We start from the raw sequence: 19124 nt of genomic DNA, 5'->3' as shown, positions 1-19124 counted from the left end.
CCGCGCATCTGCTGCGCCCGCGGTGCCCTCACCGCGGGCATGCGTGCCGCTAAGGGCGGCACGGGTGGGCGCGGCGGCACCCCGTTCCGCTGGGTTGTGGGCCTACCCGGCTTCGGCATCGACGCCGTGCTCGCCGCGACGCCGGGTTGCGGTCCCGCCCGGTCTTGGCTTCGACGCCGTGTCCGCCGCTACGCCGGGTTGCGGTCCCGCCCGGTCTTGGCTTCGACGCCGTGCTCGCCGCTACGCCGGGTTGCGGTCCCGCCCGGCCTTGGCTTCGACGCCGTGCTCGCCGCTCCGCCGGGTTGCGGACCCACCCGGCCTCGGCGTCGACTCCGTGTCTCCGCTGCGCCGCTACAGCGCGTTCAGGGCTCTGCGAGCTACCTCGCGGCCGATCGGGAGGGAGGCCGTCGCCGCCGGGGACGGGGCGTTCAGTACGTGGACCGTGCGCGGGGCCTCGCGGATCAGGAAGTCGTCGACCAGGGTTCCGTCCCGCAGGACGGCCTGGGCCCGCACGCCCGCCGCCGCGGGGACCAGGTCGTCCTCGGTCACGGCGGGCAGCATCCTGCGCACCGCCCGCGTGAACGCGCTCTTGGACAGGGAACGCCGCAGCTCCCCCGCCCCGTACCGCCAGTGCCGGTGGGCGATCCGCCAGGAGCCGGGCCACGCCAGGGTGGAGGCCAGCTCCCGCGGGCGCAGCGTGGTCCAGCCGTACCCCTCGCGGGCCAGGGCCGGGACGGCGTTGGGGCCGAGGTGGACCTCGCCGTCGATGCCGCGGGTGAGGTGCACGCCGAGGAAGGGGAACGCCGGGTCGGGGACGGGGTAGACCAGGCCGCGCACCAGCTCCGGCCGGGCCAGCTCGTAGTACTCGCCCCGGAACGGCACGATCCGCACCTCGGGGTCGTCCCCGGTCAGGCGCGCGATCTCGTCGCAGTGCAGGCCCGCGCAGTTCACCAGGACGCGCCCACGGACGATCTCGCCCGCCGCGGTGAGCACGGCGACCCCGCGCTCGGGGCGCCGGTCGACGCGGACGACCCTGGTGCCGTAGCGGATCTCCGCGCCCGAGGCGTGGGCCAGCCGGCGGGCGACCTCGACGTAGTCGCAGACGCCGGTCGTGCCGACGTGTATCGCGGCCAGGCCGCGGACCTCCGGCTCGTACTCGGCGATCTGGGAGGCGCCCAGCTCACGGACCGGGATGCCGTTCTCCCGGCCGCGCTGCACGAGGGCGTGCAGCCGGGGGAGCTCCGTACGGTCGGTCGCGACGATCAGCTTGCCGGTGACCGCGTGCGGGATGCCGTACTCGGCGCAGAACTTGACCATCTCGGCCGCGCCGCGCACCGCGTAGCGGGCCTTGAGGGAGCCGGGGCGGTAGTAGATGCCGCTGTGGATCACGCCGCTGTTGCGGCCCGTCTGGTGGCGGGCCGGGCCCGGCTCCTTCTCCAGGACGGTGACCCGTGTGCCCGGCGCGGCCCGCGTGATCGCGTACGCCGTGGACAGGCCGACGATCCCGCCACCGATCACCAGCACGTCGCCGTCGTATGCGGTCCCCACGCGCACCACCTCCCGCCTCGATAGTGCACTGCGCCACTGACAGCGGCTTCAAACGCCGGGACGGCGGATGGTCACGCGGGGGCCACCAGCAGGGGCCGGGCCCGCTCGCGCAGCTCGACCACCCGCGGCTCGTCGCCGTAGGGCTCCAGCCGGTGCAGGAGGTCCTTGACGTACTCCGTGGTGCGGGCCGAGGAGATGCGGCCGGCGACCTCGACCGCCCGTACGCCCTGCTCGCACGCGGCGTCCAGGTTCCCCGACTCCAGTTCGGCGACGGCGGAGACGACCAGGCGCAGACCGTGCGAGCGGACGAACTCCTCCGTGGGCCGCGACAGCGCCTGCTCGGTGAAGCGGCGGACCTGGCGGGGCGCCTTGAGGTCGCGGTAGCACTCGGCGGCGTCGGCGCAGAACCGGTCGTAGGAGTAGAAGCCGAGCCAGCTCGGGTCGTTGTCGCCGGGCCGGGCCCGCTCCAGCCAGCTCTCGGCCGCCTTGAGGGCGCCGCCCGCCGCGTGGGCGTCGTTGGCGCGCGCGTGCGCGCGTGCCTCGACCAGGCGGAAGAAGCTCATGGTGCGGGCCGTGGCGAGCCCGCGGTTGCGCTCCAGGGCGGCCTGGGCGAGGTCCACGCCCTCGTCGCCGAAGCCGCGGTAGGTGGCCTGGAGGGACATGGAGGCCAGGACGTAGCCCCCGAGGGGGACGTCGGCGGCCGCCCGGGCCAGGCGCAGGGCCTGGATGTAGTAGCGCTGGGCGGCCTCCTGCTGGCCGGTGTCGAAGGCCATCCAGCCGGCGAGGCGGGTGAGCTCGGCGGAGGCGCCGAACAGCGCACGGCCGACCTCGTCGGTGTAGGAGCCGAGCAGCAGGGGGGCCGCCTCGACCCGTAGGCACTCGGGGACCATTGACGAACGCCAGTCGCCGCCGCCGTACTTGGAGTCCCAGCGGCGGGCGTCCTCGGCGGCCTCCCGCAGTTTCTGCACATCGCTGTGGCCGACTTTGAGCGGTGCGCCGGAGTCCTCACCGGAACCCACGTCACGCGCCACCGAACTGTCGGCCGGGGTTATCAGCCAGCGCGAGGCGGGCGTGGCGTACGCGCTTACTGCGAAGGATCCGGCCAGCGACTGCCAGATGCCGCCGGAGCCGGCACGGCGGCCGGCGAGGTCGAGGCGGTACAGCTCGGTGGCGGAGCGCACGGCCTGGCCGACGTCCCGGGGGAAGGCGAGCCCGACCTCGGGTGCGGGGTCGGCGTCCGCGAGGCCGATCTCGTGCAGCGGCACCGGGCGGCCCAGTTTCTGGCCGATGGCCGCGGCGATGAGGTGCGGCGCCGCACCCTGGGGCACCATGCCCTTCGACACCCAGCGCGCCACCGAGGTCTTGTCGTAGCGAAGCGTCAGTCCCCGCTGGGCGCCAAGGTCGTTGACGCGCCGCGCGAGGCCGGCGTTGGAGATTCCCGCGAGGGCGAGAACGGCGCCGAGCTTTTCGTTCGGCCCGCGTTGCTCCCTGGACATGCGCCACCCCTCGACACAGACGGCTGCCGCGCTGGCATAACCGTGCGGCATTCGTAAACCCAGCGTAGTTCGCCGCATCCCAAGCGTTAAGGGGCATTCTTCCGGTTGGCGGGATTGTGGTCCGTACTGAAGTGCGGTTCAGATACGGGCAGTTGCAACGTGCTCCCGGTGTGTGGCCGTGCGCCCGCCCGTGCGCTCTTCTCCGGCCATCCCGGGAGCGGTTCCATGGTTCCCGCGTGGGTCGGCCCGCTGTACTGGATCCAGTGGGCTGGGGGACACCGCCGCCTTCATCCCCGCGGGCGGCGGAACGGTCCGGGAGGCGCGTTCCGTCTCCCGGACTGCGCGGCCGGGCCGTCGTGCGCGGAGCCTGTACGGAGCGTGTTCGACTCCCGTCGTCCGTCGGCTATTTGGCCGAAAACCGACCCCGCCTTCCGGGCTGTGCCGACGCCGCGACCACGGTACTCGAGGGCGCTTCGGGCGTGATTGGGGCGCATTTCGGGGGCGCATTCGCGGCGCGCTCCTGCTGCGGACATGTCGCCCGCCTGCCTTGCATGTTGGCCGGACTCTTCCTCCTGCGGCCGGTCTCCTCGGTTCCTCCTCGTTCCTCCTCGTTCTTCCTCGTTCTTCCGGTGCCGGGCGTACGTCCTCCGCTGCCGCCCTTGGTCGGCCTGCGCCATCCTTGGTCGGCCTGCGCCGTCTTCCGCCGATCCTCCGGCGGTGGTCCGTGCCGCCCGTATCGCCGTGCCGGGTACGGGCGTTGAGGGTGCACCGGCTCGTGCGGACGGCTCCGCCGGGGCGCATGCGGCGGAGCGCGAGCGGCGCGGGCACCCTCCGGAGCGCTTCCTTCATGGCAGCATGGTGAACCGGTTCGTACGGTGCACTGGTTGTCCACAGCCTGTGGAGGCGGCAATGCGGTGGTTGGTGGGATGGAGCAGCACCGCCGCGGGAGCCGTCGCTGCCGGCACGGCGGGGGCGACGGGGAGCGACGGCGAGACGCTGCACCCGGTGGGGTCCCAACTCCTGTGGGGCGACCCGGATCCCCTGTGGGCGGTCGGCGACTGGCGTCCCGACGAGGTCCGCGTCGTGAAGGCCGACGAACACACCCGCATCGCCGTGCTCGGCATCTGCGGAGCCACCGACGAGCAGTTGCGCGTCGCCCTGTTCGCCGCGCGGGGCGGGGCCCTGCGCCATCTGACCGCGTGGCCGGGCAGCTACACCGCGATCGTCCAGGTCGGCAGGAGGATCACCGTCTGCGGTGATCTCGCGGGCGTCCGGCCGGTGTTCCACACGCCCTGGGCCGGCGGCACCGCGTACGCGACCGCCGCCCTGCCGCTGGCCGACCTCGTCGAGGCCAACCTCGACTTCGGGCACCTCGCCGCGCTGCTGGCTGCCCCGGACGTCCCCGCCGCGCTGCACGATTCCACGCCGTACGACGGCGTGAAGCGCATTCCGCCGGGGCACGCCCTGATCCTGCGCGCCGGGGCCCGCGAGATCGCCGGGTACGAGCCGCGGGCCTCACTGGCGGTGGCCGCCCCGCCGGCCGACCCCGACAGCGCCGTCGACGCCGTGCGCGACGCGCTCGTGGAGGCCGTCCGCACCCGCCTGTCCGCCCCCCGGCACGTCCCCGGCGCGGACATCGACCCCGGGCCCGTCCCCGGCATGGGCCCCGCCGAGCGGCGTGCCGCGCGCGGGATGCCCGTGCCCGGCATCGGGGCCGACCTGTCCGGCGGCCCGGCCTCGGGCGCGCTGGCCCTGCTCGCCGCGGGTCTGCCCGGGATGCCCGGCACCGTCCTCGGGCACGGCACGGGCGCGGGGGAGCGGCTCCTCGCCGTCACCTTCAACGACCTGGCCGTCAAGGCGCCGGAGGCCGAGCTGGAGCAGGCCGGGGCGCTGGCCGCGAACCCGCGGCTGCACCATGTGGTCGTCGCGGGCGGCGAGGAGACCCTGCCGTACGCCGACCTGGACGGACCGCTGACCGACGAGCCCGGGCCGTGCCTGGTCACGGCGGCACGGCACCGCGCCCGGCTCGCCGCGGGCAGCGCGGACCACTTCACCGGCTACGGGGCGCGGCAGGTGCTGGACGCGCACCCGGCACGCCTGGCCGACCTGCTGATGGACCGCAAGCGGCGCCATCTGGTGCGCCCGGTCGCGGCGTTGACCAAGGCCGACGGGTCGGTGCTGGTCCCCGCGCGGGTGTACGCGGCGGCCCGGCGGTTGTCCCGTACGCCCTACCGCACGGGCCTGGAGTCCCTCGCCGGGCGGCTCCTCGACCCGCGGCCGGACGACGGCCTCGACGCGTCCGGCGGGGCGGTGGAGGCTTCCCTCGCCGCGCTGAGCTGGGGCAGACCCGGGCCGGCGGCGCGCTGGCTGACCGGGGAGGCGCTCGCCGAAGTATCGGTTCGCCTCCAGGCGGCCACGCACCGGTCCGAGCTGGTGGGGCCCGGGCAGCGGCCGGGCGACTTCCGCGCGCGTGCGGCCCTGGCCCGCTACGCCGCCGACCTGCGGGTGCTGGAGCAGGCCGCGGAGATCCGCTTCCAGCGGCTGCACGCGCCCTTCCTCGACAACCAGGTCGTCCGCGCGGCCCGCGCCCTGCCCGAGGCGCTGCGGGTACGCCCCGGGGCACGGGCCGCGATCCTGCGCACGGTGCTGGAGGGGGCCGGCGTGCGCGAGCTGCCGCCCGGCTGGGGCGTCCCGGCCCCGGGGACGACGGCGGCCGCCGCGCGCACGGGGCTGCGGGTCGCGGCGGACTCCCTGATCGGGCTGTTCGAGACGCCGCTGCTGGCGGAGGCGGGGTTGGTGGAGGCCCGCGTGGTCCGCAAGGCGCTGCGCGGCGCGGCGGCGGGCGAATCCCTCCCCCTGGACGGTCTCGCCGAGTTGGTCTCCCTGGAACTGTGGCTGCGCCGCCTGCTGTCCCGCCGCGGCACCTGCTGGACGGGCACCCCCGCGAGGGCCCGAGCGGTGCCGGCGGGAATCGCCCCGCGGCGGGGGGCGCTGGGAGCGGGGGCCGGAGGGCGGCGCGGGTAGCAACACCCCGCGCGTCCCGGCCCTCCCGGGGCCTGCCCCTCCCTGACACCCTGCGTGTCCGCCGTCCGCCTCGCTCCCGGCCCGCATGCACGCGCACCGGCTCCGGCTCCGGCTTCCGGCCAGGGAACCGGCCCGCGCGCACGCGCACCGGCTTCGGCTCCGGGTCCGGGTCGGGTCCGGCCAGGGAACCGGCCCGTGCAGCCGACTCCTTTCCTTGTGCCCGCCGCTCTCCACCAGCCGGGTCGCCCGGTGCTTCCGGGCACCGTGCCGGTTCCGGCCCGCTCGACCGGCCCGTTCGGCCCTGTTGCTCGTCAGCACCCACCGCTCGGCCGATGTGGTCCCTTGCCGTGCCACCCGGCACCGCCTGGCGGGCCACCTGCACGGCAGGAGCGTCGGCGGCCGTCCGCCCGCCGACCGCATGTCCGCGGCCCGCCGCACCGCCCGTTCCTCTCCACCGGCGGTCCAGCCAGAACGCGTCCTTCGCCCCCGCCACCTGCTGCACGGCACCGCACAGCACGGCACCGCACCGCACCGCACGGCCCTGCCCGGCACTGCACGGCCCCGCACCGCCCGGCGCGGTGAAAGCCTCGGGCCGTTCCGTCGTCCCGGCGACAATGGCCCCGTGCGGTACAGAATCCTGGGTGTCACCACGGTGGAGGACGAGGACGGCGCCGCCGTGGCCGTCGGCGGGCCCCGGCTTCGCGCGCTGCTGACCGCCCTCGCCCTGCGCCCCTCCCGCGTCGCCACCCCGGGCACGCTCATCGACGAGGTCTGGGCCGACGACCCGCCCCAGGACGCCCCCGCCGCCCTCCAGGCCCTGGTCGGCCGACTGCGCAGGGTGCTCGGCAAGGACGCCGTCGTCTCCGCGACCGGCGGCTACCAGCTCGCGGCGCACCCGGACGACGTCGACCTGTTCGTCTTCGACCGGCTGGTCCGGCACGGCACCGACGCCCTGGCCGGCGACGACCCCGGCCGGGCCGAACACCTCCTCGACCGGGCCCTGGCCCTGTGGCGCGGCCCCGCCCTGGCCGATCTGCCCGACCGGTCCGCCGCCACCCGGGCGGAGGCGACCAGGCTGGAGGCGATCCGCGCCCGGGCCGAGGCCCGTCTGCGGCGGGGACGCGCCCGGGAGGCCGTACCGGAACTGCGGGAGCTGACCGCCGTCCACCCCTACGACGAACCGCTGCACGCCCTCCTCGTCCGGGCCCTGCGCGCCACCGGCCGGGACGCCGACGCGCTGGAGGCGTACGAGTCCGTCCGCCGGACCCTCGCCGAAGGGCTCGGCACCGACCCGGGGCCCGAACTGCGCGCCCTGCACGCCGACCTGCTCGGCACCGGCGCGAGGAGCGAGCACCCCGGGACCCCCGCGCCCGGGCCGGGACCGGCACGCGCGCGCACCGGCAACCTGCGCCCCCGGCTGACCTCCTTCGTCGGCCGGGAGCCCGAGATCGACGCCATCCGCTCCGACCTGCGCGGGGCCCGGCTCGTCACCCTCACCGGACCGGGCGGCTCCGGCAAGACCCGCCTCGCCGAGCAGGCCGCCGCCGGGCTCCCCCAGGCATGGCTGGCCGAGCTGGCCCGGCTCGACCGGCCCGAGGCGGTGCCGGACGCGGTGGTCAGTGCACTCGGCCTGCGCGAGACCGTCCTCATGACCGGCGAGCGCGCCACGGCCATGCAGGAGGACCCCGTCGCGCTGCTCGTGGAGTACTGCGCCGCGCGCGACCTGCTGCTGATCCTGGACAACTGCGAGCACGTCATCGAGGCCGCCGCCCACCTCGCCGAGACCCTCCTCACCCGCTGCCCGCGGCTGACGATCCTCGCCACCAGCCGGGAACCGCTGGGCGTACCCGGGGAGTCGGTGCGCCCCGTCGAGCCGTTGCGGCAGGACCACGCGCGGCGGCTGTTCGCCGAGCGCGCCGCGGCCGTGCGGCCCGACGCGGGTGCCGTGCTCCTCGACGAGCGCGCGGTGGCGGAGATCTGCCGGCGGCTGGACGGACTGCCGCTCGCCATCGAACTGGCCGCCGCCCGCCTGCGGCTGCTCACCCCCCGGCAGATCGCGGACCGGCTCGACGACCGCTTCCGCCTGCTGACCTCCGGCAGCCGCACGGTCCTGCCCCGCCAGCAGACCCTGCGGGCCGTCGTCGACTGGTCGTGGGACCTGCTCGACGAGGCCGAGCGGCGCGTGCTGTGCGAGGTGTCGGTGTTCGCGGGCGGCTGGGACCTCGAGGCGGCGGAGGCCGTGTGCACCGGCCCCGCCGCCGAACTGCTCGGGGCGCTCGTCGACAAGTCCCTGGTGGTGGCCGCCCCGGGCCCGCAGGACGGGCCCGGCGGCATGCGCTACCGGCTGCTGGAGACCATCCACGAGTACGCCGTGGAGCGCGCGGCCGAGACCCCGGGCCTGCGCGCCGGCGCCGAGACGCGGCACCGGGCGTGGGCGGGCGCGCTGGTCGAGCGGGCCGGCCCGCTGCTGCGCTCCGCCGGCCAACTGCCCTGGATCGCCCGCCTGGAGACCGAGCTGGACAACATCCGCGCGGCCCTGGACCGGGCGCTGACGGCCGGGGCGGAGGAGGAGGCCGGGACCCTCGTGCTGACCATGGGCTGGTTCTGGTGGCTGCGCAACTACCGCCACGAGGCCATGGAGTGGCTGGAACGCACCCTGTGCCCCGGCCGGAGCCCCGGCAGCGGCAGCACCCGGCCGCCGGGGGACGGCGCGCCCCGTCTCCTCGCCGTACCGGACGACGAGGCGGTGGGGCATCCGCTGCACGACCTGCGGATGGATCTGCGGATGCTGCATCTGTTCTTCCTGAGCGACGCGGCGCCCGTGGACCCCTCCTCGGAGAGCTGGCGCCGCCACCTGGCCCGCATGCGCGCCCACTACGAGAGCGGCGGCCCGCGTGCGGCCCGCATACCCGGCCTGATCTGGCCCATCGTCGTCGCCTTCTCCGACGACCAGGACGACGTCTGGTCCGTCATGGACGCCGCCGTCGCCAACTGCCGCGCCCACGGCGGCGACTGGGAGACGGCCGTGGCGCTGCTGTTCCGCACGCACACGGTCGTCGACGCCCCCGGTGACCTGCTGTGTGTCGACGACGACCTCACCGAGCTGCGGGCGCTCGGCCGCCGCTGCGGCGACCGCTGGCTGCGCGCCCAGGCGTGCGGCGCGGCGGGCGAGGCCGCCATGGCGCGCGGTGCGTACGACGAGGCCCGCGGGGAGTACGAGGAGGCCCTGCGCCTGGCCTACGAGGTCGGCGCGTACGCCGAGTCCCCGCTCCTGCTCGCCCGGCTCGCCGAGATCGCCTACCGCGCGGGCGACCGGACGGGTGCGCTGGCCGCACTGGACGAGGCGAGCGCGGCCGCCGACCGGTACGCGGTGACCGACTCAAAGGCGTTCGTCTCCCTGCTGCGCGCCCGGATCGCCGCCGACGACGGGGAGACGCCGCTGGCGCGCGCCCTGTGCGAGGAGGCGCGGGCCGATGCCGCGCGGGGCACGCCGCCGCCCCAGTTCACGGTGACGCTGCACCTGGTCGACGCCGTGATCACGGCGGCCGAGTCCGGCCCGGAGGCCGCCCTGGCGAAGGTGGCCGGGGTGCTGCGGGAGGCCGTGGACAAGCGGTGCTCCGGCGCGGTCCGGGCCGCGGTGGCCGACGCCGCGGCGGCCGTGCTGGCCGACCTCGGCGACTGCGCCCGGGCCGCCCGGCTGCTCGGCGCCGCCGACCGGTGGCGGGCCTGCCGGGCCCGTCCCCTGCCCGAACGCGGCCCGTCGGAGCGCGCGGCGGCCATCGCGAGCGCCGCCCTCGGCGCCGGCGGGTACACCGCCGAGCGCGCCTCGGGCGCCGCCCTCGGCCCGCGGGACGTCCTGCGGGAGCTGGACGAGGCGCGCGGTGCGCACGCCGCTAGCGGCAGGTGAACGTCGACTCCGCCCAGTCCGCGAGCGTCACGTCGTCGAGCACGCCGCGCGGTTCCACCACGAGGCGCACCGTGCTCCGGCCGGTGAGGTCCACGTGGACCGGCACGGCCGGGTCGCCGCCCTCGACCAGCCCGGACCGCCACAGCCGCTCACCGTCGGCGTAGACGGAGAAGTGGACGCGGCCGAGCCCCAGCGCCAGGTCGTCGACCCCCGCCTGCGCGTCGTAGGAGGTGCAGGACCGGTTGAGGTCGACGGTGACGGAGGACCGGCCGTGCACGGTGACGCCGTGCGCGTACCGCCGGCCGTCGACGGACGGCCCGGACCGCTTCCAGACCCAGCTGCTCGCGCCGCTCCGCATCTCGGGTCCCGTCCCGTCCCCGGTGACGTCGTACGCCAGGTCGCTCCACCGGTAGACGGCCGGTGCCGGGGGCGGCGGGGGCGGGGCGGGTGGTGGTGCGGGCGGCGACGGGGGAGCCGGGGTGGGTTCGGGGGCGGGGGTGCGCGGAGGTGTGGGCTTCGGGACGCCGGGGGGCGGGGTGGGCGCCGGCGTGCGGGAGGCCGAGGGGGACGGGCTCGGGCTGGTCCGGGGAGCCGGGGTGGGCGCGGGTGTACCGGCGCCGACGGGCAGCAGCACGGGCGGCTTCGGCCCGGGGCCCGGCTTCGAGGCGGGGGGCGTGGGATCGCCGGGCCGGACGGCCGACGAGGGCGGAGCGGCCGGCCGGGCAGGCCCGGCCTCCTCCTTCGGCGTCTCGCTGCCGGCCAGCGCGAGCGCCACCGCGACGGCGACGCCCACGGCGACCACACCGGCCGCCGCACCGGCCTTCAGCGGCGCGCCGAGCCCCTCGGACACCGCACCGCCGCCGGCACCCCCGGCACCTCCGGCCCCGCCGGACGAGCCGCCCGCCGCCGCGGCGGCCCCGGCCGCGCCCGCGCCCGTGCCCCCGGCGATGATCCCGGCCGCCTTCGCGTACCCGGCGGCACCGAACCAGCCGATGACGGCGACCGGCACGACGGCCGGGATGCCCCCGGCCACCTCCGCGATCTGGCTCGCCGCCAGCCGGCACCTGGCGCACTCCTCCAGGTGCCCGCGCAGCCCTCGCTCGGCCCGGGTGCGCAGCCGGCCGCGCGCGTAGGTGCCCAGCTGGTCGGCCCAGCGGGCGCACTCCTCGTCGGCGGTGAGCGTGGCACTGACGTGGGCCTGGAGGTAGGCCTGCCTGAGTCCCTCGCGGGCCCGGCTGGCCAGGACCCGGGTGCCGTTGGCGTCGAGCCCGAACAGCGTGGCGACCTCGCTGGGGGACTCGTCCTCCACCTCGGTGTGCCACAGCACGGCCTGCCACCGCTCGGGCAGCGACCGGAAGGCCCGCATGGCCATCGACTGCTCGGCCTCGTGCATCGCCCGTACGTCCGCGCCGAGTTCGAGCGTGTCGCCGTCGGACACGTCGGCGCCCCGGGCGGACCCGGCGGCGAACACGGCGAAGTCGTCGACGAGTTGCTCGCGGCGGGCGGACCGCGTCCAGGAGGCGGCCACGCGCCGTACGGAGGTCAGCAGATAGGCACGCACCGCGTGCGCCGGCCCGGCCCCGCCGCGTACCGCCTGCAGCATCCGGGCGAAGACCTCGGCGGTGAGGTCGTCGGCGGTGTGGGCGTCGCGGCAGCAGGTACGGGCGTACCGGCGCACGGCCTGCGCATGGCGCCGGTAGAGCTCCTCGTACGCCGTGTCGTCGCCCGCGCGCATCCGGTCGATCAGATCGGCGTCGGAGGGCGGCAGTTCGCGCGGCGGCGGCAGGACGCCGTCCTCGCGGCCTTCGCGTTCTTCGCGTCCTTCGCGCTGAGCCGGGACCACACCGTCGTGGGGCGCGGGGGGCGGCACGGCCGCGCGCCCGCCCTGGCTCGGCACCTGGGGCGGTACCTCGCCACCGGCCGTGACGTCGCCGCCGCCCCCGTCCGACTCGTCCCGCTCGTCACCGCTCATCGCGGAACGCCCCCGCCAGCCGCCCAACCCGTCCAGACCACCGGGTCAGCGTGCCACAGCGGTCCCCACCGGGAACGCTTGAGCCAGGAGCATCACCCGTCCGTGGGGATCCACCGCACGCCAGTACTGAACGGCACGCGCCCGGGGAAGGATCGCGCCTTCGGGCTCACTCCGCGCACTCCTCCGGACCACCGGCGACCGGGGCTTGCGGCGCACGCACCGACCACGGCCCCTCGCCGGACGGAAACCGGCCCGCACACCTCTCCCCCGCCCCACGCGTGAGGCCCGGAGCGCACGCCCCGGGCCTCATCGCGGCCTCTTCGCGCCACGGCCCTCACGGGCCCCGATGTGCCCGGGGCCCGTACGCACCGCGCCGGTTCACGCCGGTCGCGAGCGCAGTCCCTCCAGCAGGATGTCGAGCAGCCGGGCCGAGGCCGCCGCCTGCTGGGCCGCGTCCGGCAGCGAGGGCGCCGCCGTGGCGATCACCAGCAGGACGTCCGCCACGGACACGTCCGCCCGCAGCTCGCCCGCCGCCCGGGCCCGCTCCACGAGCCGGCCCACGACGTCGAGCAGCGCCGCCGCACCGGCGTCGTCCTCCTCCGCCGCGGCATCCGGCACCGCCGCCACGGCCGCCGGCTCGTCCGGGACGAGCCGCAGCTCCGCCGGTCCGGGCTGCGTCCGCTGCTGCGGCACACGCGCACCGCCCGCGCCGTCCTCCGCGGGCACCCGCAGCACCTGCGGCGGCAGCAGCCGCCCGGCGCCGGAGGCCACCGACGTCCGCAGGAAGCGCGACAGCGCCGACCACGGCTCGTCCTCCTGCCCGAGCGCCGCACGCGCCTGGTCGGTCAGCCGGGAGATCTCCTCCTCGGCTATCCGGCGCACCAGGACGTCCTTGCTCGGGAACCGCCGGTAGACCGTGCCCACGCCGACCCGCGCGCGCCGCGCCACGTCCTCCATCGGCGCGCCGTAGCCCAGCTCGCCGAAGACCTCGCGCGCCGCACGCAGCACGTGCTCCAGATTGCGCTGCGCGTCCACGCGCAGCGGTGTGGTCCGCGCCCCGTCCGGGCGGGCGCCGCCCGGCGTCGCGCTCATCGTCGCGCCGCCCGCGAGAGCGGACACGGTCGACCATCGAGAATCCTGAACATGCATATGCATTCCCCCGGTAATGACGTCTCCCCCCGGAGACACTCCCCGTCAAGCCATCGCGGGACGGGGGAACAGGCCCGGGTCCGCGGGCCCGCCCGTCGCGGACCCGGTGAGCACATCCCCCTACACCCCGTCGACACACGAACATAGTTGAGAGGGAGTCAATTCAGAAGGGGCAGGTTCCGCACAGAGCGCCCACCGATCGGAGCACGGGCCGCATACGTCCGGAATGTGCCCCCGCGCGCCCCCTGCACCACCCGCCCTGACCTGCGGCGGATCCCACCGCCCCGCCCTTTCGGCCAACTACGCGCCGGCTCCCGCCCCGGTCACACAATTCGTCGAGGCTGTGGACAAACGCAAGCGGCGGGTGCGTCATGGGATGGTGAAGGAACGTGCGCGCATTCTCGTTGTCGGTGGCGGCTACGTCGGGATGTACACGGCCCTGCGCCTGCAGCGCAGACTGAGCCGGGAACTGGACCGCGACGAGGTGGAGATCACCGTCGTCACCCCCGACCCGTACATGACGTACCAGCCGTTCCTCCCCGAGGCCGCCGCCGGGGCCATCTCGCCGCGCCACGTCGTCGTGCCGCTGCGCCGCGTCCTCGGCCGGTGCCGCATCATCATCGGCGAGGCCACCGCCGTCGACCACGACAAGCGCACCGCCACCGTCACCACCCTCGCCACCGAGGAGGAGGGCACGGGCGGACAGCGGCTCGCCTACGACCACCTGGTGCTGGCCCCCGGCTCCGTCTCGCGCACCCTGCCCGTCCCCGGCCTCGCCGACCACGGCATCGGCTTCAAGACCGTCGAGGAGGCCATCGGGCTGCGCAACCACGTCATCGAGCAGATGGACATCGCCTCCTCCACCCGCGACCCCGCCGTCCGCGACGCGGCCCTCACCTTCGTCTTCGTCGGCGGCGGCTACGCGGGCGTGGAGGCGCTCGGCGAGCTGGAGGACATGGCCCGCTACGCCGCCCGCCACTACCACAACGTCCGGCCCGAGGACATGAAGTGGATCCTCGTCGAGGCCTCCGACCGCATCCTCCCGGAGGTCGGCGAGGAGATGGGCCGCTACACCGTCACCGAGTTGCGCCGGCGCAACATCGACGTCCGCCTCGAGACCCGCCTGGAGTCCTGCGCCGACCGGGTCGCCGTCCTCAGCGACGGCGCCCGCTTCCCCACCCGCACGGTCGTGTGGACGGCCGGCGTGAAACCGCACCCCGTGCTCGCCGCGACCGACCTGCCCCGCAACGAGCGCGGCCGCCTCCGGTGCACCCCGCAGCTGTCGGTCGAGGGCACCACGCACGCGTGGGCCGCGGGAGACGCCGCCGCCGTCCCGGACGTCACCGCGAAGGAACCCGGCCGCGAGTGCGCGCCCAACGCCCAGCACGCCGTCCGCCAGGCCGCCGTCCTCGCCGACAACATCGTGCACACCCTGCGCGGCGAACCCTTGACGACCTACGAGCACTCCTACGCCGGGTCCGTCGCCTCCCTCGGCCTGCACAAGGGCGTCGCGCACGTCTACGGACGCAAGGTCAAGGGCTACCCGGCCTGGTTCATGCACCGCGCCTACCACCTCAGCCGCGTGCCCACCTTCAACCGCAAGGCGCGCGTGCTGGCCGAATGGACCCTGGCCGGGCTGTTCAAACGGGAGATCGTCTCCCTGGGCTCACTCGAACACCCGCGGGCCGAGTTCGAACTCGCGGCCGGTGGAAAGCCTTCCCAGGACCCCCCGCGCAACCCGAAGGGGTCGTCCTGACCCGACCCAGGAACTCCCGCGGCCGGCCCGGCGTCTGACGGATGTCGGTCCGGTCCGCGCCCTGCCAGACTGGTCCACCACCGCGGGCGTGCCCCCCACGTCCCGGTGCGGGCCCCCGGGCCCCGGCCGGTTCCGGCCGCCGACCACTACACGAGGCAAGGATTCGTGAACTTCACGCGCTGGAGCGCCCGGCTCCCCGGAACGCAGCGCCGCGCCGCAGCGCGGACCGAGCAGACGGCCTCCCCGGACCGGCGGGGGGACGGCTCCGTGCCCGCCGCCCGCGCCGAGCAGCTGACCGGCGAGGCCCCGCCCGTCCCCGCCGTCGACGAACTGCGGGTGCGCGAGGTCCTCGACCGCGTCCCCTCCCTCGTCGCCCTGGTCCACGGCCCCGACCACCGGATCGCCTACGTCAACGACGCCTACACCACCGCCTTCGGCGTGCGCCCCCTGGGCGAGCGCGCCCGCGAGGCCCTCCCGGAGCTCGACGGACTCGGCCTGTTCCCCCTGCTGGACCAGGTCCAGCGCAGCGGCCGGCCCCGGACGGTCAAGTCCCGCAAGGCGCCCGACGGCCGCTGCTACACCTTCACCTGCACTCCCGTCGCCCAGCGCGACGACGGCAAGGGCGGCAGCGAAGGCCGCGGCGTCCTCGTCTTCGCCACGGACGTCACCGACCACGCCGAAGCGGCCGAACGCCTGCGGGCCAGCGAGCGCCGCCAGCGCGAGACGGCCGTCACCCTCCAGCGCTCCCTGCTGCCCCAGGAGCTGGAAGAGCCCGACGACCTGCGCATCGCCGCCACCTACCACCCCGGCGGCACCGAGGCGGCGGTGGGCGGCGACTGGTACGACGTGATCACCCTCGGCGGCGGCCGCACGGCCCTGGTCATCGGCGACGTCATGGGCCGCGGTGTCCGCGCGGCGGCGGTCATGGGCCAGCTCCGCACGGCCGTCCGCGCCTACGCCCGCCTCGACCTGCCCCCGCACGAGGTCCTCCAGCTCCTGGACGGCCTCGCGGCGGAGATCGACGCCCACCAGATCGCCACGTGCGCGTACGCCATCCACGACCCGAACGAGGGCAGGCTCGTCTACTCCTCGGCGGGCCACCTCCCTATCCTCGTCCGCGACGAGAACGGCACGGTCCTGCGCGCCGACGAACCCACCGGCCCCCCGCTCGGCACCGGCGGCTGGATGCACACCTCGGGCTCCGTCCCGCTCGGCCCGGGCTCCACGGCCGTCCTCTACACGGACGGCCTGGTGGAGCGCCGCGACGCCGACCTCGACGAGGGCATCGCCGCCCTGGAGCGCGCCCTGTCCGGCGCCACCGGCACCCCGCAGGTGGTCTGCGACCGCCTGATCCGCTCGGCCGGCGTCACCCCCGACCACGACGACGACGTGGCCGTCCTGGTCCTGCAGCACCCCGCCCGCACCGGCCCGGACAGCGAGCTGTTCCGCAACGCCGCCCTGGAACTGCTGGGCGGTGTGGAGGCGGCCCCCCGCGCGCGTGCCTTCGCCTCCGGTGTCCTGACCAGCTGGCGCTTCCCGGCGGATCTGCACGACCTGGGCGTGCTGGCGACCAGCGAACTGGTCGCCAACTCCCTGCAGCACGGCACCCCGCCCATGCGGCTGCGTCTGCGCCGCACCGACCGCCGCCTGATCATCGAGGTCACCGACGGCGACGACCACCTCCCCAGACGCCGCCGCGCGGAACCGGGCGACGAATCGGGCCGGGGCATCGCCATCGTCGCCACGATCGCCTCGAACTGGGGCTGCCGCCGCACACCAGGCGGCGGCAAGGCGGTGTGGTGCGAGTTCGTCCTGCCCCGCACCACACCGACCTGACGGGGACGGATCAGACGTCCGCCGAGACGGGCGCCCCGCCCCGCGCCACGACCCGGCTCCTGGCGACCCACGGCTGGTCCTGCGCGTCCGTCAGCTGCCGCCCCAGCCGCACGGCCAGCACGGTGATCCCCAGCGAGAACAGCAGGAACGCCACGATGTACGGAGCGTGCAGGGACGCCCCGAGCGGTCCGCCCACCGCCGGCCCGACGGCCAGCGCGAGCTGCTTGACCAGGGCGAACGCCGAGTTGTACTGACCGGCCATGCCTTCCGGCGCCAGGTCGGCCACCAGCGGGGCCACGGTCGGCGACAGCATTGCCTCCCCGAGGCCGAACAGGGCGTACGTCGACACGAACGCGGCGGTCGCCATCTCCTGGCTCCCGTGACCGAGTCCCGCGTACCCCGCGACGACCCAGGCCACGGCCCAGATCAGGCCCACAGCGGCGATCACCCGCGACCGGCGGCGCCGCTCCACGAACCGCAGGACGGCGAACTGCGCGACGACGATCACCAGCGTGTTGGCGGCCAGCGCGGTGCCCAGCGCGGACGTCGAGATACCGGCGGCTTCGACCCCGTACGCGCTCAGACCCGACTCGAACTGCCCGTAGCAGGCGAAGAACAGCACGAAGCCGAGCACGCACAGCTGCACCATGGCGCGGTTGCCCAGCAACTGCTTCCAGCTGCCCCGGTCCCCACCGACGGGCGCGTCCATCCGCGGCGCGTGCGGCATCCGCACGGTCGCCATCACCACGACCAGCAGCAGGAACATCGCCGCCTCGATCGCGAAGAGCAGCGTGAAGGACGCGGGACTGCTGGTGTCGACCAGGTGGCCGCCGATGAGGCCGCCGACGCCGAGCCCGAGGTTCTGCAGGAAGAACTGCATGGCGAAGGCACGCGAGCGGGTGTCGGCGCTGGAGCAGTCCACGATCATGGTCGCCAGCGCCGGCTGCATCACGGCCTGGCCCGCTCCCAGCAGGGACGCCGAGACCAGCACGGCCGCCGCGCTGCCGGAGATCCCCAGGCTCAGCGCCCCCAGGGCGGCGGTGACGAGGGCGGTGAGCAGCACCGGCAGCGGACCGCGCCGGACGATGGCCCGTCCGGCGAACGGCAGCACGATCAGTGCGGCCACAGCAAAGACGGCGAGCACCAGACCCGCCGTCATGGCCCCCAGCCCTCGCACCTGCGCCACATAGACGTACAGGTACGGGACCGTGAAGCCGAGCCCGAAAGCGCTGAGTGCGTTGCCCACGTGGATCCGGCGCATCGCAGCGCCCATCGCCCTGGTCACGTTCACCTCTCTCACAAGTTAGGAGTGAAGACTTCGAAGCTAAAGTTCGATGCTAAAGAGTACATACTCAAGGACTTCAAGGCAAAGGGGGGCCGTGCCATACTGCGGCCCATGGGCGACATCCCCGGCCCCAGCGAGCCGACCCTCGAAGAGCAGATCGCCGCGTACCAGCGCGAGTTCCAGGACCTCGACCCCCAGGTGGAGCAGATCGTCTCCGCCCTGTCCCGCCTGAACCGCCGCATGAACGTCGCCTACGGCCGCCAGACCGCGGCCCTCGGGATCAGCAACGCCGAGTGGGAGGTCCTCAAGGCCCTCGTCCTCTCCGGCGCCCCCTACCGCCTGGGCCCCAGCGACCTCGCCAAGCGCCTCGGCCTGACGCCGGCCGCGATGACCCACCGGATCGACCGCATGGTCGCCGAAGCATTGGTGACCCGTGAACGGGACGAGACGAACCGCGTCCGCGTCATCGTGGAACTGACACCGGAGGGGCGAGAGAAGTGGCTGGAGGCGATGCGCCTGGCGTCGGTCTTCGAAGAGGACCTGCTCCAGGACCTGTCCCCGAAGGAGCGCACGGCGCTGGGCGAGGTGCTCACGCGCCTGCTGCGCCGGGTGGAGCACGCCCAGCCGGACGCCGGCGGACGCCTCACCGACCTGGACTGACGCACCGCGAAAAGATCTTGACAGGGGAGGCTTGACACCCCCCAGCCCGGTCCGTAAAGTTCTTCGGGTTGCCACGGAGCCGTAACGGTTCTTCGGCAGCACTTCCGCCGCAGCAGCGGCACCCACCACAGCACGATCGATCCCAGCGGGGTTGTATTCGGCACGCCCGAATTCAATTCGAATGGGACTCGACGCCCTGATCGAATCCGCTTCGGCTTCGATTTTGGATCGCCGAGAGACCGCGCTAAGGTTGGACACGTCGGAACGGCCCAACGGCCGCGAGGACAAGCCCCTCTGACTGGGAATCAGGCCCGAAAGGATCTGATAGAGTCGGAACCGCCGGAAAGGAAACCGCGAAAGCGGAAACCTGGAAAGCACCGAGGAAATCGGATCGGAAAGATCTGATAGAGTCGGAAACGCAAGACCGAAGGGAAGCGCCCGGAGGAAAGCCCGAGAGGGTGAGTACAAAGGAAGCGACCGTTCCTTGAGAA

The 19124-nt window shown here is 75.0% G+C and carries 10 protein-coding genes; 5 read left to right on the top strand and 5 right to left on the bottom strand.

Translation table 11 applies throughout. The features are described from left to right. Positions 1-351: 351 nt before the first annotated feature. Entirely contained in the window at positions 352-1557 is a 1206-nt protein-coding gene (gene lhgO / locus ACZ6ZN_RS20115; RefSeq protein WP_469648086.1) for an L-2-hydroxyglutarate oxidase, read from the bottom strand. Positions 1558-1619: 62 nt separating this feature from the next. After that, a complete protein-coding gene (locus ACZ6ZN_RS20110; RefSeq protein ID WP_398109327.1) occupies positions 1620-3044 on the bottom strand; it encodes an MFS transporter in 1425 nt (474 codons plus the stop codon). 909 nt (positions 3045-3953) lie between these two features. On the opposite strand from ACZ6ZN_RS20110, the gene ACZ6ZN_RS20105 reads away from it, so the two are divergent. Continuing rightward, positions 3954-6068: an asparagine synthase-related protein gene (locus ACZ6ZN_RS20105; RefSeq protein ID WP_469648083.1), complete on the top strand. Its 2115-nt coding sequence runs from the start codon at positions 3954-3956 to the stop codon at positions 6066-6068. 622 nt (positions 6069-6690) lie between these two features. After that, entirely contained in the window at positions 6691-9975 is a 3285-nt protein-coding gene (locus ACZ6ZN_RS20100) for an ATP-binding protein (RefSeq protein WP_469648082.1), read from the top strand. On the opposite strand, the gene ACZ6ZN_RS20095 is transcribed toward ACZ6ZN_RS20100, so the two are convergent. Continuing rightward, positions 9962-11947 (bottom strand): sigma-70 family RNA polymerase sigma factor, encoded by a 1986-nt coding sequence (locus ACZ6ZN_RS20095; RefSeq protein ID WP_469648079.1) that lies wholly within the window; start codon positions 11945-11947, stop codon positions 9962-9964. The genes ACZ6ZN_RS20100 and ACZ6ZN_RS20095 overlap by 14 nt on opposite strands. Positions 11948-12325: 378 nt before the next feature. After that, complete coding sequence (locus ACZ6ZN_RS20090) at positions 12326-13096, bottom strand: TetR/AcrR family transcriptional regulator (RefSeq protein ID WP_469648077.1); 771 nt, start codon at positions 13094-13096, stop codon at positions 12326-12328. Positions 13097-13472: 376 nt separating this feature from the next. Here ACZ6ZN_RS20090 and ACZ6ZN_RS20085 point away from each other — a divergent pair, with 376 nt between their 5' ends. Then, positions 13473-14852, top strand: a complete 1380-nt coding sequence (locus ACZ6ZN_RS20085; RefSeq protein ID WP_469648074.1) for an NAD(P)/FAD-dependent oxidoreductase — start codon at positions 13473-13475, stop codon at positions 14850-14852. A gap of 165 nt (positions 14853-15017) precedes the next feature. Continuing rightward, entirely contained in the window at positions 15018-16688 is a 1671-nt protein-coding gene (locus ACZ6ZN_RS20080) for an ATP-binding SpoIIE family protein phosphatase (protein WP_451876076.1), read from the top strand. Between the two features lie 10 nt (positions 16689-16698). On the opposite strand, the gene ACZ6ZN_RS20075 is transcribed toward ACZ6ZN_RS20080, so the two are convergent. Continuing rightward, a complete protein-coding gene (locus ACZ6ZN_RS20075; RefSeq protein ID WP_469648907.1) occupies positions 16699-17961 on the bottom strand; it encodes an MFS transporter in 1263 nt (420 codons plus the stop codon). Positions 17962-18084: 123 nt separating this feature from the next. Here ACZ6ZN_RS20075 and ACZ6ZN_RS20070 point away from each other — a divergent pair, with 123 nt between their 5' ends. Beyond that, positions 18085-18633, top strand: coding sequence for a MarR family winged helix-turn-helix transcriptional regulator (locus ACZ6ZN_RS20070; RefSeq protein ID WP_469648070.1), 549 nt, complete (start codon positions 18085-18087; stop codon positions 18631-18633). Positions 18634-19124: the final 491 nt, after the last annotated feature.

Source organism: Streptomyces sp. NPDC053665 (genome assembly GCF_055585285.1).
This window is presented reverse-complemented; position numbering and strand designations above follow the sequence as displayed.